The sequence below is a fragment of the Treponema sp. Marseille-Q3903 genome, from assembly GCF_014334335.1.
Taxonomy (GTDB): domain Bacteria; phylum Spirochaetota; class Spirochaetia; order Treponematales; family Treponemataceae; genus Treponema_D.
Window position 1 is genome coordinate 1,041,530 of record NZ_JACSEU010000001.1, and the last position, 15,095, is coordinate 1,056,624.

At 39.3% G+C, this 15,095-nt stretch carries 12 protein-coding genes; 8 read left to right on the forward strand and 4 right to left on the reverse strand.

Features of this window, described 5'->3' with window-relative positions; genetic code table 11:
* Positions 1-39: 39 nt before the first annotated feature.
* Both H9I37_RS04745 and H9I37_RS04750 read right to left on the reverse strand, forming a co-directional pair.
* Complete coding sequence (locus H9I37_RS04745) at positions 40-1,386, reverse strand: uracil-xanthine permease family protein (protein ID WP_187381316.1); 1,347 nt, start codon at positions 1,384-1,386, stop codon at positions 40-42.
* Between the two features lie 179 nt (positions 1,387-1,565).
* Positions 1,566-2,036: a GNAT family N-acetyltransferase gene (locus tag H9I37_RS04750; protein ID WP_187381317.1), complete on the reverse strand. Its 471-nt coding sequence runs from the start codon at positions 2,034-2,036 to the stop codon at positions 1,566-1,568.
* Between the two features lie 222 nt (positions 2,037-2,258).
* Here H9I37_RS04750 and H9I37_RS04755 point away from each other — a divergent pair, with 222 nt between their 5' ends.
* The 8 genes from H9I37_RS04755 to fusA all read left to right on the forward strand — a co-directional run bounded on the left by H9I37_RS04755 (position 2,259) and on the right by fusA (position 13,819).
* Positions 2,259-3,395, forward strand: coding sequence for an Mbeg1-like protein (locus tag H9I37_RS04755; RefSeq protein ID WP_187381318.1), 1,137 nt, complete (start codon positions 2,259-2,261; stop codon positions 3,393-3,395).
* 62 nt (positions 3,396-3,457) lie between these two features.
* The gene (locus H9I37_RS04760) at positions 3,458-3,802 is read left to right on the forward strand and encodes an FHA domain-containing protein (RefSeq protein WP_187381319.1); all 345 of its coding nucleotides are present in this window, start codon (positions 3,458-3,460) and stop codon (positions 3,800-3,802) included.
* A 36-nt stretch (positions 3,803-3,838) separates the two neighbouring features.
* Complete coding sequence (locus tag H9I37_RS04765) at positions 3,839-4,843, forward strand: metallophosphoesterase family protein (protein WP_187381320.1); 1,005 nt, start codon at positions 3,839-3,841, stop codon at positions 4,841-4,843.
* On the forward strand, positions 4,840-6,483 hold the full coding sequence (locus H9I37_RS04770) for a serine/threonine-protein kinase (protein WP_187381321.1): 1,644 nt from the start codon (positions 4,840-4,842) through the stop codon (positions 6,481-6,483). Before H9I37_RS04765 ends, H9I37_RS04770 begins: the two co-directional genes overlap by 4 nt.
* A gap of 191 nt (positions 6,484-6,674) precedes the next feature.
* A complete protein-coding gene (gene cimA / locus H9I37_RS04775) occupies positions 6,675-8,321 on the forward strand; it encodes a citramalate synthase (protein ID WP_187381322.1) in 1,647 nt (548 codons plus the stop codon).
* Positions 8,322-8,373: 52 nt separating this feature from the next.
* Entirely contained in the window at positions 8,374-10,020 is a 1,647-nt protein-coding gene (locus tag H9I37_RS04780; protein ID WP_187381323.1) for a leucine-rich repeat domain-containing protein, read from the forward strand.
* 25 nt (positions 10,021-10,045) lie between these two features.
* Positions 10,046-11,731 carry a dihydroxy-acid dehydratase gene (ilvD, locus tag H9I37_RS04785; RefSeq protein WP_187381324.1) on the forward strand — a complete coding sequence of 562 codons (1,686 nt, stop codon included), beginning with the start codon at positions 10,046-10,048 and terminating at the stop codon, positions 11,729-11,731.
* A gap of 42 nt (positions 11,732-11,773) precedes the next feature.
* Positions 11,774-13,819 carry an elongation factor G gene (gene fusA / locus H9I37_RS04790; protein ID WP_187381325.1) on the forward strand — a complete coding sequence of 682 codons (2,046 nt, stop codon included), beginning with the start codon at positions 11,774-11,776 and terminating at the stop codon, positions 13,817-13,819.
* A gap of 94 nt (positions 13,820-13,913) precedes the next feature.
* Here the strand turns inward: fusA and H9I37_RS04795 are convergent, their stop codons facing one another.
* Positions 13,914-14,657 carry an IS1096 element passenger TnpR family protein gene (locus H9I37_RS04795; protein ID WP_187381326.1) on the reverse strand — a complete coding sequence of 248 codons (744 nt, stop codon included), beginning with the start codon at positions 14,655-14,657 and terminating at the stop codon, positions 13,914-13,916.
* Positions 14,658-14,671: 14 nt separating this feature from the next.
* Positions 14,672-14,908, reverse strand: coding sequence for a TrkA C-terminal domain-containing protein (locus H9I37_RS04800; protein WP_187381327.1), 237 nt, complete (start codon positions 14,906-14,908; stop codon positions 14,672-14,674).
* Positions 14,909-15,095: the final 187 nt, after the last annotated feature.

The window sequence follows — 15,095 nt, forward strand, 5'->3', positions numbered from 1 at the left end:
CACGCGAAAAATGTGCAGGTTTGCAGCATGTTGAAAATTTTATTCTTCTTTACCGAGCATCACGTTTGTCAAAATGCCAAGAATCAAAGCGCATGCTACTGTGCGAATTTCTACTGCGCCAAAACTTACGACCATTCCCCCAACACCTGTGATGAATATGACAGATGCGACAAAAAGGTTTTTGTTTTTGTTCAAGTCGACTTTTTGGAACATCTTAAGTCCCGAAACTGCGATAAATCCATACAAAGCGATGCAAACGCCACCCATCACGCAAGAAGGAATTGTTTCCAAGAATGCTACGAGTGGAGAAATCAAGGAGAATATTACACATATAATTGCACAGCCCCAGATAGAGACTGTAGATGCATTTCGCGTGATTGCTACACAACCTATCGATTCACCGTAAGTTGTGTTTGGACAGCCTCCAAAAAAAGCACCGGCGATTGACCCGATTCCATCTCCCAAAAGCGTTCTCGTAAGACCAGGCTCTACAAGCAAATCTTTTTCTACAATTGCCGAAAGATTTTTGTGGTCGGCAAGGTGTTCTGCAAATACAACAAAGGCAACCGGAACATAGGCTGTAAACAATGTAAGGATGTATTTTCCGTTTATAGCAGCAAGCCCATCTGTGCCGCCTTGCAGGAATGTAAATTTTGGAAAAGAAAAATAACCAGATAATCTGCTGAAGTCAAGGGCCTTCAGTGCATCATAGTTTATCACAATCAAAGATGCGTTATCGGTTGCATGTCCGGCCAAAGCAAAAAGTGAAGCGAGGAAATATCCTGCCAAAATCCCGAGAATAAAAGGAATAAGTTTTCCGATTTTTTTACCGTAAGTTGAAAATAGCATTGTGACTGCAAGAGTTGCAAGACCGCATATCAAGGCAACGTATGAGCTTCCCCCTTCTGCGCTTGTCTTCATCAAATCTCCTATAGCGTTGCTCGAAAGGCTCAACCCGATGATGGAAACTGTAGGTCCGATTATCACCGGAGGCATCAGTTTGTTTATCCATTCTACGCCGCAGAATCTAACGGCAATTGCGATTATTACATAGACAAGCCCAGCCATAAGAGCTCCTATGATAAGTCCCCAGTATCCTGCTGATTCGGCAAGACCCAGAGTTGAAGCTCCGGCAAACGCACTGAACATTGAGCCGATAAAAGCAAATGAACTTCCTAAAAATACGGGACTTGAACTTCTTGTGAACAACAAGTAGACAAAAGTTCCGATTCCTGCCCCAAAAAGAGCTGCGGAAGCCGAAAGTCCGTGACCAATGATTGCCGGTACTGCAATTGTTGCTGCCATTATTGCCAAAAGCTGCTGTAGTGCGAATAACAAAATTTTAGCGAAATGCGGTTTGTCTTTGATTCCATAAATCAAAACCATTTTTTACTCCTGTTTTGACCTTTTATCATATAAAAATATCAGGTCTGATGTTAAAACTGTAAATCTTTCTGATTATAATAAGTTGCAATATGGAATTCAATTGAATTTATAAACCAGTTTGGAAACTGCACAATACAATTCGTGAGCGGGCACGGATACAGAGGCTTTTTAATTTCAGTTTATAGAATAACTTCCATCTGGGTTTCTTTCACAAACATGCCCATCTTCTCATAAAATGCTCTGGCATTATCATTGCCTTCCCATACGTTGAGCGTAACATCATAACAGCCCTTTTCTTTTGCAAATTTCAGTACATGCTGATACAGTTTTTTGCCGATTTGCCGGCCTCTTGCATTCTGGTCTACGCACAGATCGTCTATGAACAGGGTAGTAAATTGATGCATGTTCGTACTGAACGGCTGTTCTAAAAATATGCAGAAAACATACCCCAGAACTTCATCGTTGTCGTCTGTTGCAACAAAAACCGGCTTTTTATCGTCGTTAAACTTTTCTGCCAGCTGATTTTCTGTGTATTTTGTAGTTCCCGAAATAAAAATATCGGGGCGAATCTTTGAATGAATCTCCAGAACTTCTCCCAGGAGTTTTAGAATTTTACCTGTGTCTTTTTTTTCTGCCCGTCTTATGTTCATAAAAAATATCCTCTTGAAAATTGTTATAGCCGCTGACTGCAGGAATCCTGTGCAGTTATGACAGATTATGTGAAATTAATTTAAAACCGTGATGCTAAATATTATAATAAAAAATCCTTTCTTTTGTCATAGATTTGTGCTGTATTTAAAAATTATAATTCCTGGTGGCATTGATCAGTGTTTTTATTGTTTTTTTTATTCTCTGTTATTATATTGGTTTATATGGCAGATTTATTTGATTATTTATTATGGCGTGGAGATCTTGATTTTGTACAGTCGCCTTTTAACAAAATTGATGCATTGCTGCTCGCCCAGATTTCTTATTCAAAAGTGGATGGTTTGCTTTCAGATTCTTTTGATGAGGCAAAAACTCTCAGCCAGCTTTCAAAAGATATAAAATCTGCGCCTGACTACAAAGAACGTTTGAACGTAGGAGTTTTGATAAACAATCGTGTTACAGAGCTTTTAGATAAATGCTCAAAGACAAATCGATTTAGAGATATGAAGATCTGCGGTTATCGAAATATATTCAATCAAGAAAGTGCAGAACAATTTTCAGGTTTTTGTTTTTTGTACGGGAAAAAATGGAAGCAGAAAGCAGTCGTCTTAAAAGGAACTGATGACACCCTTGTCGGCTGGCACGAAGATTTTGATTTATCATGGAAAGAAGAAATACCTTCTCAAAGAGATTCGTTGAAATATTTTGCAGATGTCTGCCATCATTTTAAAAGTGGAAAAATAACTTTGATCGGTCATTCAAAAGGTGGAAATCTCGTTGTAAATACAGCAGCAAAGTGCGGCGAAAAACTCCAAAGACGAATAGCCGATGTCTATAATTTTGATGGACCGGGCTTTTCAGCAGCATTTTTCGAGTCTGATGAGTTTATGCGTGTAGAGGCGAAAATTCATTCATATTTTCCTTCTTTTTCGCTTGTCGGAGTTGTTTTTTCTCATCAGAAAAATTTTACAATCGTGCAAAGCAGCGCTTCGGCAGCTTGGCAGCACGACATGCTTACATGGAATATTTTGGGAATCGATTTTGAAACAGCAAAAGATTTTACAAAAGAGAGCAAAGCATTTTGCCGCAACTTAAATGCGTGGTTGGAAAAACTTTCAGTTGAACAAAAGCGTAATTTTGTAGATGCTATGTTTTCTATGGCGGATGCAACCGGCGCAAGTTCTTTGACTCAACTCAAAAATGATAACAAAATTGCGGTTTCCGGTAAGATTCTTTCAGTTGTAACGTCGATGGATAAGGAAACTCGTAGCGAAGTTTTTAAGATTATTTCACTGCTGACAGATGTGATCAGGACAGATATTTTCAACAGTTTTGGAGCGATTCTTTCTGTAAAAAAATAGTTTTAAGAAATAGTTTAAAAAAATAGTTTGCGAATAACAATGTAAAGTAATATAATTTTGATATGGCTGATATAACAATAATTGAAAATAGTCCGGTAGGACGTCATCTCGACTCAATCGGAGAAACTAAACCTGCTTCTTATTTGATGTTTAACCATAAAAAAGTTGAACTAGTGACTAAAATCACTATAGGCAGAGATTCTGATAACGACGTAGTGGTTGACAATAAACTTGCCAGCCGACATCACGCAGTAATTCAAAAGATAAAAGATCAATATTTTATAAAAGACGATGGAAGCACAAATGGAACTTTTGTGAACGACATACGTATTCCAAAAGAAAAATATATAAAATTGAAACCGGGAGACAAGATCACAGTCGGTAACACGAATCTTGTGATTTCCTGATTTTAGTTTTTTTACCATCGATGAATCTGAACGTAGATGAATCTGAACGTAAAAAACTATCTTAAAATCCGAAATATCCTCAAAAAAAACAATCTTCCTTCTCATAAAGAAATTTTTGAACTGACGGAAAAAGTTTCAGGCATCTTGGAGAATGAGAAAACCGATTATCGGCAGCAAGCAAAAGATGGTTCTTGCGGAGGACTTTTATCATTCCCTGATGATGGGCTTAGCCTTGTTGTAGTTCCTGACCTTCACGCGCGCCCATATTTTCTTCAAAATATAATAGATTATAAAATAGACGGAAAATCTATATTTGAACTTCTTTCCGAGTCAAAGATTAGAGTTTTGTGTGTCGGAGATATTTTACATACAGAGCGCAACACATGGGAAAGATGGAATGCCGTAAAAGATGAATTTGAAAGTGGAATATTTACAGGTCCTGCGATCTCTGCCGAAATGCAGGAAGGGCTTTCTCTTTTAGACGGACTTTTAAAATTAAAGCAGCTTTTTCCAAAATATTTTCATATTTTAAAAGGCAACCACGAAAACATAATGAACGTCACGGGTGGCGGAGATTATGCGTTTAGAAAATGTGCCGACGAAGGTCAGATGGTCAAGACGTTTGTCGAAGAATATTATGGGGACGATATCCTTTATCTTATAAGTTGCTTTGAGCACGCTCTCCCGCTTGTCGCTTGTGTAAAAAATTGTGTAGTTTCGCATGCGGAACCGCGATTTGCTTTTACAAAAGAACAGATAATAAACGCAAAGTTTACAGACGGCGTCATAGAAGGGCTTACGTGGACTGCAAACGACGAGGCTGAAGAAGGGACAGCTTCTGCTATAATTAAAAACCTTCTTGGCAGTGATTCAGACGAATGTGTCTATCTCGCTGGGCATCGTCCTGTTTCCGGAAATTACAGATTGCGGCAGAACGGAAAATTTATTCAGATTCACAATCCATCTAAACAGAACATTGCAATTGTGCAAAGTGATAAAAAATTTAATCCTGAAAATGATATTGTTGAGGTGAAAAAATGAGTGTTGAATTTCCTCCAATGATCGGCAAGTATAAAATACTTGGAGTTATAGCAAAAGGCGGAATGGGAATTGTCTATAAAGCGATTCATCCGTCGCTCAAACGCTATGTTGTCATAAAAAAGATGACCGAACGAAATCGCAGCGGATCAGGCGAACGCTTTAAAAAAGAAGCTCAGATTTTGCTCGATTTACAAAGCCCTTATATAGTCCATCTTTTTGACTATTTTACTGATCAGGGCTACCGCTACATGGTTGAAGAACTCGTAGACGGCTCCGCAGTAGATGCGATTATCGAAAAGCAAAAAAAGTTGCCATGCCCTGTAGCAATGCTCATATTGCAGGATGCATGTTATGCTTTGAAGTACGCTCATTCTAAAGGTATCGTTCACAGAGATATCAAACCCGGAAATATCTTGATTTCTCGACGCGGTGAAGTAAAACTCGCCGATTTTGGAATTGCAAGCGATGCCCGCAGCAGCACATACGATGGATCAAAAAACCTTACGATGAGCGGTGTTGCACTTGGAACTCCTGCTTATATGCCGCCGGAGCAGTTTGAAGACAGTACTCGCGTAGACAATCGTGCAGACATTTATGCGCTTGGAATCATGCTTTATGAAATGGTTACAGGAACAAAGCCTTATCCGGGAAGTTTGTCTATAGAAAATCTGAAGACAATCAAAAAAGGAAAATATACAAATCCTAGAAAACTTGATAAAACAATTCCGCGCACAATCTGTAAATTGATAGATAAGATGATAAAACCAAAAGCTAAAAGGCGCTATCAGAACATCGGCTGCGTCATCAAAGTTATAAAAAAGTATCTTAAACACTACGATACACATGAACTTCGTGTGCAAGTTGCAAAAACAGTGATTGCATCAAAAAAATATGAAATTCCTGCAATTGTACAAAAAGACAAAAAAAAGATAATTGTAAGGCGAATTGTTGCCGGCGTTGTTCTTGCAGGGCTTGTTTTATTTGGACTTTGGGAAAGCGGGGCTGTTCACAAAACACTGCTTCGTAAATGGTACTCAGAAGTTTCAATCAACTTGGAAATGCCGCATTCGCTTTCCAAAAATCTGGATTTGCCTGCACGCGCTTTTTTCTATAAAAACGATAATGACAAGCTTCCTGAAGTCAGCAGAAGCTACAGAAATTTTTATGTACGAGGCTCTCGTTTTTACGAAAATATTTTTTCATTTGGGACAAAAAAAGAGGTTTCTCGTCCTGCGGCAAAAAACAAAACATACAACATTCGTCATCTTTATCTTAAAAAAGGTGAATATCGCGTGAAGATTGTTGTTGGACCTTATGTTTGGTGGAAATCATTTTCAGCAGTTCAAAATAAGACAGAGATCAAGTGCGATTTTCTGAAAAATAAAACCCGTAAGCTAAACATCAAAGCGCTTGCGTACGACTATGAAACTCAAAAAAATATTTCGGAAGCACGTGTGAGCGTTTTGTTCAATAATAACTGGGTTGATATAAATGCGATTGATCCAGAAAAGATAGAAACCGGTGCCGTTTGGAAAATTAAAGTTTCAGCAGATGGTTACAATGATGAATTATTTTCACTTTTGATAGACTGGTTCCAAGATGACTTGACAGTTTCTGCATTGCTAAAAAAAAATAAATGATAAAAAAATTCCCCGATAAAAAAAAAGGCTGCCGAAAAGGAGTGTAAACGGCAGCCTTGAAAAAATGGAGGTTTTATTATAGAGCCATGCTTCGTTGCTTTCTATATAGTATAACCTCAGACTTTCCCAATAGTTACAAAAATAATTAAAATCTATTTCTTTTTTTTTGACTATTTTTTATAATCCTTGATATGAACAAAAGAATTGATATTCTTGATTCTACTTTGCGCGATGGTGCACAAGGAGAAGGCATTAGTTTTTCCGTAAAAGACAAAATCCATATCTGTCAAGCACTCGATGAGCTTGGAATCACTTACATCGAGGCCGGGAATCCAGGCTCAAATCCTAAAGACATGGAGTTTTTTAAGGAGATTGAAAAAAATCCTCTCAAAAATGCAAAAGTCTGCGCATTCGGCTCTACTCGCAGAAAAAATATCAGATGTGAAGACGACGAAAATTTAAGAAGTCTCATTGCGGCAGGAACTGAAAATGTCGTAATTTTTGGTAAATCATGGACATTTCAGGTAACTGATATATTAAAAACTTCATTGGAAGAAAATCTTGCGATGATTAAAGATACGTGCCGATATCTTGTAGAAAAAGGCAGAAATGTTATATACGATGCCGAGCATTTTTTTACAGCATTTTACGACAACAGGCAATATGCTTTCAATACAATTCAGGCTGCAATCGACGGCGGGGCAAGCGTAATAGTTCTCTGCGAAACTAAAGGCGGTTTTATGATTGATGATTGCCGCTCAGCTGTCGCCGAAACTGTAAAGATGTTCGGTAAAAAAGCAAAAATCGGGATACACACTCACGACGACTGCGGGCTTGCCGTTGCAAATTCTCTTGCCGCAGTCCAAGAAGGTGCGGAACATGTTCAAGGTGTTTTGCTCGGGTTTGGAGAAAGGACAGGAAACGCAAATCTTTCAACAATTATTCCAAACCTTCAGTTAAAAATGAATTACGACTGCATTCCTTCCGATAAAATGAAGAATCTCACTTCAATATGCAAACGGATTGCAGAAATTACAAACATAAGCATGAATCCTCAGCTTCCTTATGTCGGTGCAAATTCGTTCGCACATAAAGCCGGAATGCATATAGATGCGGTTTTAAAAAATCCTTTTGCTTATGAACATATAACGCCGGAAACTGTAGGCAATTCTCGAGTATTTTTGATGAGTGAAGTTGCCGGTCGCAGTACAATCATGGAAAAGCTTTCTAAAATTGCCCCGGAAATCAAAAGGACAGATTCTGTTGTAAAAGATATCATGGCAAAGGTAAAAGAACTTGAGGCAAACGGATATCAATTTGAAGGTGCCGACGGTAGTTTTGAGCTTATGGTGTGCAAACTTCTTGGTCAGTATAAACCGTTTTTTAAGCTTCACTATTATATAACAACTGGGTCTAATCCGCGTCCAGAAGAAGGCGTTTGCAGTTGTGCGCAGATTAAAGTTGAAGTCGACAACAAGATAGAAATCACAGCCGGAGAAGGGGACGGTCCGGTCAACGCACTCGATATTGCACTTCGCAAAGCTCTTGAAAAATTTTATCCTGTCGTTTCCGGATTTAGACTCGTCGATTACAAAGTTCGTGTTCTCGACAGCAGGACAGCGACCGCATCTAAAGTCCGCGTAATAATTGAATCTACAGACGGAAATGCAACATGGACAACTGTTGGTGTCTCTTCCGATATCATCGAAGCGTCATGGATTGCTCTTGTAGATTCGTTCGAATATAAATTAAACCGCTCAATTGCAACACAATCATTAAACCGTTCAATTGCAACACAATCATTAAACCGCTCTCGCCTTGCAAAAAAATCAAAATGACAAATTGTGCTTACTGTGATAAAATCGATAGATATATTATAGGGAAAATTTTATGGGTGAAGGTTATATTAAAAAAAACGGACTTATTTATTCGGAAGATATGCACACTGTTCTTGGGGTAGACGATACTTCAAACTTGTTCACAGGAATGATTCCGTTCGGGGCTCGTTCTATAGACGATGAAGTGTTTTCTGGATGCCCTTATGAATCTTTTTCGGTGCCGGATTCTGTAACCCGCCTTGGAAAATCTCAATTTAAAGATTCCAAATCTCTTGAAAACGTAAAACTTTCTTCAGTTTTGACGAAACTGCCGCCATATCTTTTTGCAGGCTGTTCTTCTCTTATAAAAGTAACAATGCCGAACGTCGTCGATTCGTTTCCTGAAGGGCTTTTTATGAATTGCGAATCTCTCCGCGATATTCCGTTCCGCGCCGGTATAAAAGAGTTGCCTCCTTACGTTTTTGCAGGCTGCAAGTCGCTAAAATCGCTTGTGATTCCTCCTACTGTGCAGAAAATTGAAACAAAAGCTGTTGCAGATTGCGTTTCTCTTGAAAGCGTCGTGATTCCCACAAGTGTAATTCAAATTGCTCCGGATGCATTTGAAGGCTGTACTTCTATTCACAACATCAGAGTTGAAGATGGCAACACTGCGTTTTATATAAATGAACAAGACGGATGCCTTTACTCTGATTCTGATGACGGAGATATAATAGTAATCCGCTGCTATAAAACAGGTGTACAGGATGTTTCGTTTTACAAAGACAATATAGATGATGAGCCTATAGAGTTTTTAGATGACGAAGATTTTGAAGATGACGATACATTTTTCAGTTCTGAAATCGGAACTTCAGAAGCGGAAACTGAAATCGGAGGCTTAAAAGCTCTCGCTGAAAAATTTGATAACTCAGCAAAATTGGGTAACGCTGAAAAAAATGATAACTCAGAAATAAAAAATACAGCATCGACAGGAGAAAACAAAACTATGTCAGACAGTGAAAATGTAGATTCAATGCTCGCAGATATTATGGAATCGGAAAAAGAACGCAGCAAAGTTGCCGGCAATATCGGAGTAAGCGATAAAGAATCAGAAATTCTTTCTGAAACGATGTCAGTTATGGCAGACGTAAATTGCAACACAGGTGCAGTTTCAAAAGAAGAGCTCGAAAAATTATTTGCTAAAAACGAGGAAAATGAAATATCATCTCAAAGAAGCGATATCCCGGAGACAGCGTCGTATCCTCGTGCGATAGATTCTAAAGTTCAAATTCTCCTTGATTCGGCAAAATTCAGTAAAGTAAATGAATATCAACCTAAAAATGAAGTCGATAATTCCGAACTTTTTATAATTGCAGAAAATATTGTAAAAGATGAAAATGGAAATAATTCTTTCAGCAAAAAACTGATGGCATGCTGCAATACGTTTGCAAGAATTCACGATTTGAAACGCATTGTTCTTCTTTATGGACTTCCGATGGACAACGATGAATTTGCAGAGTTTTTTCATAGCTATATTAAAAACAAAAATATTATAGTTGCGTGCGAAGCATCAAGCCCATCAAATCTTTCGGCTTATTGTAAAGCAATTTGCGATAAGGCAAGAATCAGCCTTGATAAAGATGATTTAAATGAGCAGCGAAAAAATGCATCGATAAAAACAAACATACTTATAAAACTTATCATCCGCGATAAATACGAGTAGTATTTTTATAAAAAAGAGGGATTTGATGAAAAGCGATAACGCAAAAAAGGGGATAGAGCGTGCTCCACATCGTTCATTGTTTTATGCAATGGGCTATACAGATGAAGAATTATCAAGACCGCTGATAGGAGTTTGTTGCGCAAAAAACGAAATTATCCCGGGGCATATTGAACTTGACAGAATTGCACAAGCTGTAAAAGACGGAATAAGGATGACAGGTGGAACTCCGATAGAATTCCCTGCAATCGGGGTTTGCGACGGTATTGCGATGGGGCACGAAGGAATGAAATATTCTCTTGTAACCCGTGAACTTATAGCAGACTCAATTGAATGCATGGCAAAAGCTCATCAGTTTGATGCGTTAGTTATGGTTCCAAATTGTGATAAAATTGTTCCGGGTATGCTTATGGCAGCTGCTCGCCTTGATTTACCTGTCGTCTTTATAAGCGGTGGTCCAATGATGCCGGGACATCTACATGGGAATGATCATTCAAATCCATATTCAGGAAGAAATCTTTCGCTGACAGATATGTTCGAAGCTGTAGGTGCTGTTTCGAGCGGAAAAATTACAGAAGCACAGCTGCGTCAAATGGAAGAGACTGCATGCCCCGGTTGCGGTTCGTGTTCCGGTATGTTTACAGCAAATTCAATGAACTGTCTGACAGAAGTTATAGGGCTTGGACTTCCTGGTAACGGAACAATTCCTGCTGTTACGGGAAAACGCATTGCGCTTGCAAAACACGCAGGAATGCAGGTTATGGAAATGTATAATCGTGGTATTACTGCAAGGTGTATGATGACAAAAAAGAGCTTTGAAAATGCCCTCGCGGCTGATATGGCTCTCGGATGTTCAAGCAACACGATGCTTCATGTTCCTGCAATCGCTCACGAAGCCGGAATCGAAATCGACCTTCATCAAGTAAATGAAATTTCAAACAGAACTCCTAACTTGTGTCATCTCGCTCCGGCTGGTCACACATTTATGTGCCAGCTAGACGATGCGGGTGGCGTACAGGCAGTTTTGGCAGAACTTGCGAAAAAAAATCTCATACACACAGATTTAATCACCGTGACAGGAAAAACAATCGCAGAGAATATAAAAAATGCAGTCAACACAGATAAACAGACAATTCGCCCTATCGAAAATCCTTTCAGCGATAACGGTGGACTCGCTATTCTGTTTGGAAATCTAGCTCCTGACGGAACAGTTGTAAAACGCTCTGCCTGCGCAAAAGAGCTTATGAAACACACAGGACCGGCACGAGTTTTCAACGACGAGTCGGAAGCTATGGATGCAGTCCAGAATCATCAGATAAAAAAAGGTGATGTTGTTGTAATCCGCTATGAAGGTCCGAAAGGGGGACCCGGAATGCGGGAAATGCTGGCGGTTACAGCTGCGCTTGCGGGGCAAGGGTTGGACAAAGATGTCGCACTGATTACAGACGGACGATTTAGCGGAGCTACACGCGGCGCTTCACTTGGGCACTGCTCGCCTGAAGCCGCAGTCGGAGGTCCTATCGCACTCGTAAAAGAAGGTGACAAAATCACTCTCGACATCAACGCATATAAGATTACGCTTGAAGTAGATGAACAGGAACTTCAACGTCGCCGTGCCGAATGGAAAGCCCCTGAACCTAAAGTAAAAACCGGGTATCTTGCGCGCTATGCAAAGTTAGTCACTTCAGCTGACAAAGGTGCAATTTTAGATTAAAATCAGTATAATAAACTCTATTCTTTTTTCTGGAGCAAATTCATGTCTATCGATAAAATGCGTAACATCGGCATTATGGCTCATATTGATGCCGGCAAAACTACAACAACGGAACGTATTCTTTTTTATACCGGGAAAATTCATAAAATCGGTGAAATTGATGACGGCCAGGCAACAATGGACTGGATGGCTCAGGAGCAGGAACGAGGAATTACAATCTGTTCCGCCGCAACAACAACTTACTGGAAAAATTATCAGATAAATATCATCGACACCCCAGGACACGTTGACTTTACAGCGGAAGTTGAACGTTCTCTGCGTGTCCTCGATGGAGCAGTTGCTGTTATATGCGCTGTAGATGGTGTTCAACCACAGACAGAAACAGTTTGGAAACAGGCAGATGAATTTAATGTTCCTCGAATATGTTTTATGAACAAGATGGATAGAATTGGAGCAGATTTTTTCGGTTCAATGGAAGATGTTCATGAAAAGTTCGGAGTAGACTGCCTCACGCTTCAAATTCCAATCGGACAGGGACCTGATTTTGAAGGTGTAATTGATTTATTAAACATGAAAGAAATCCGCTGGCATCAGGAAGATGAAGGCGAAACTTTTGACATTACAGACATTTCAGATACGGAAAAAGCAAATGCACAAGAATGGCGTTCAAAACTAGTAGAAACTGTAGCCGGCTCAGATGATGAACTTATGGAAATATATCTTGAAGGCGGAGAAATCTCGATTGAACAGCTCAAAAATGCCATAAGAAAAGGGACAATCGCACGGACTTTTGTTCCATTTGTTATGGGAAGTGCGCGTCACAACCAGGGAGTTCAACTGCTTATAGATGCAATCGTCGATTATCTTCCAGCTCCTACAGATGTTCCTTTTGCAAAAGGAATTAAGATTAAAAAAGACCAACAGGAAGTTATAGAAGTTCCTTGTGACGCAACAAAAATGCCGCTCGGTCTTGTATTTAAAATTCAATACGACCGCGAAATGGGCTCCCTTTGTTACGTTCGCATGTATTCGGGAAAAATCAATTCAGGCATGCAGCTTTACAACATCAACAAAAAGAAGCGGGAGCGCGTAAACAGAATATTGCGCATGCATGCAGATAAATCTGAACAGATCGACAACATACAAGCCGGCGACATAGCTGTTTTTATAGGACTAAAATTCGCTCAGACAGGTGACACAATCGGGACAGAAGCGTTCAATGTGCTTCTTGAGCAGCCTAAATTTCCACAGCCTGTCATCTCCGTCGCACTTGAACCTGAGTCTATGTCTGAAAAAGATAAGATGAATGAAACACTCGAAATTTTGAGCCGTGAAGATCCGACGTTCACAAGTCATGAAGATCCTGAAACTGGGCAGCTTATAATTTCGGGGATGGGTGAACTTCATCTTGACGTTCTTGTGACACGTATGAAAGATGATTTTGGTGTAAAATGCAATGTCGGCGCTCCTCAAGTTACATATCGAGAGTCTGTCGGCAGCAGTGCACAGGCATCTGAAAAATTTGAAAAGATTCTTGGCGGAAAAGAAAATACAGCTGGAATCACAATTCAAGTTGAAAAACGCGAGCAGGGCAGCGGAAACTCTTATGAAGTTACGTGCCATCATGCAAATGTTCCAGATGAAATTATGGAAGCTCTTGAGAATGGCTTTAAATCTGCTCTAAATTCGGGAATTGTTTACGGCTATCCGTGTACAGACATTGGAATAAAAGTGACAAATATAGAATATGATGAACTGACTTCAACGACTTTTGCCTTTGAAGCATGTGCATCGCAAGTCTTTGACAAAGCTTGTAAAGCGGCAGACCCACAGATACTGGAACCGGTTATGAACGTCGATATCTCGTGTCCAAAAGAGTTTGTAGGACCGGCATCAAGCCAGCTGAGTCAGCGCGGTGGAAACATCATTGGACAGGATTCAAAAGCTTCAGGAGAAGTAATCCACGCACAGGCACCGATGGCAAACATGTTCGGTTTTACAACAAATCTCCGCTCTGTTACGCAGGGACGGGCAAGTTTCAGCATGGAGTTCAGCCACTTTCAAGTAAAAATCGGTGGGCTGGGTTAAACAGACTGAAGTTTTTAGGCTATAATGAAAGTGATGAAAAACTTGATCCTTATTGATGATCACAAAATGCTTAGAAAAGGAATTTCTGCATATTTTACTGAAAATTCGAAGTGGAATGTGATTGCGGAAGCAGAAAGCCTTGATGATATGCCTGATATTCTGAAAAAAATCGGAGAAAATCCTTACATGTTAAACAAAACTGATGGAGACAGAGTTCAAAATATTGCCGATAATTCTGAGCGAGTTTTTCAATCTGCAACAAAATGTTCGGATTCTGATAATGAAGAAAATTGCACGGTCGCTGTTGTTGACATTCAGATAATCTGTACTGCCTGTAATCTTCGCCGCTTTTTATTTTAAATGCTTTTTTTATCGCTCTAAGACCATCTGTTCCGCCACAATCTTCTATAATCCCAAGTCCGGTTCCTTCTAAAACAACAGGAAGAGAAGTTGTTGGAATGTCTGTAAGGAAATCGTCTTTTTCAAGCGTCAATTTGATTTTCCAGCCGTCACCAAAATCATAAAAAAAGTCTATTTCATGATTTTTTTTATTCAAAAACTTGATAATTTTTACGGAATATGCCTCAAAACGTTCCGGAGGCTGTATTCCAAGTTCTTTAAGCATAAATTCATCATCAGCGCAATCCATTTGCTTGTCAATATAACTTTCAATTTCTATATTGCCCACAAATCTCAACATTTCCTTTATGCTTTCTTGAGATACCCCTGCTTGTCTAAGTTCTTTTTCTTTTTGTTTTTGTCGGTCAATCTCAAATTTGTACAAGTGGCTTCCGTTCATATTGAACATAACCATGAGCGCAAACGCAAGATTTTCCATTGTTGTATTCGGGCTTATGATAAAGCGGTCACCGGTTTTTGTGTATTTATATTCTTTTTTATCTCTTTAATTTTAGATATATGCGTCAATACAAAAAGAATATCGTTCTCTTTAAGTTTTGTGTCGCCTTTTGGAAAAATAATCTGCCCATTGCGAACAATTGAACTTATCAAAACATCTTTATCAAAGTTGAGCTCAGATATTTTTTTACCGACATTTGCAGATCTTTCGTCAACAGTAACTTCAAACATATCTATCTCGCTTGACTTTAAAGAATGAAGTTCAACTGTGTGAGGAGAATCATTTTATCCCTCGTAAATATTATATTTTTTTTTCGGGCGGCTTTTGCTCAATTGCATTTCGCAAAAACAGGCTTTGCGTAACTCCGGCTTTCGCCGCCGACTGCAAAACGTACGCAAAATAGCGTACATTTTGCAT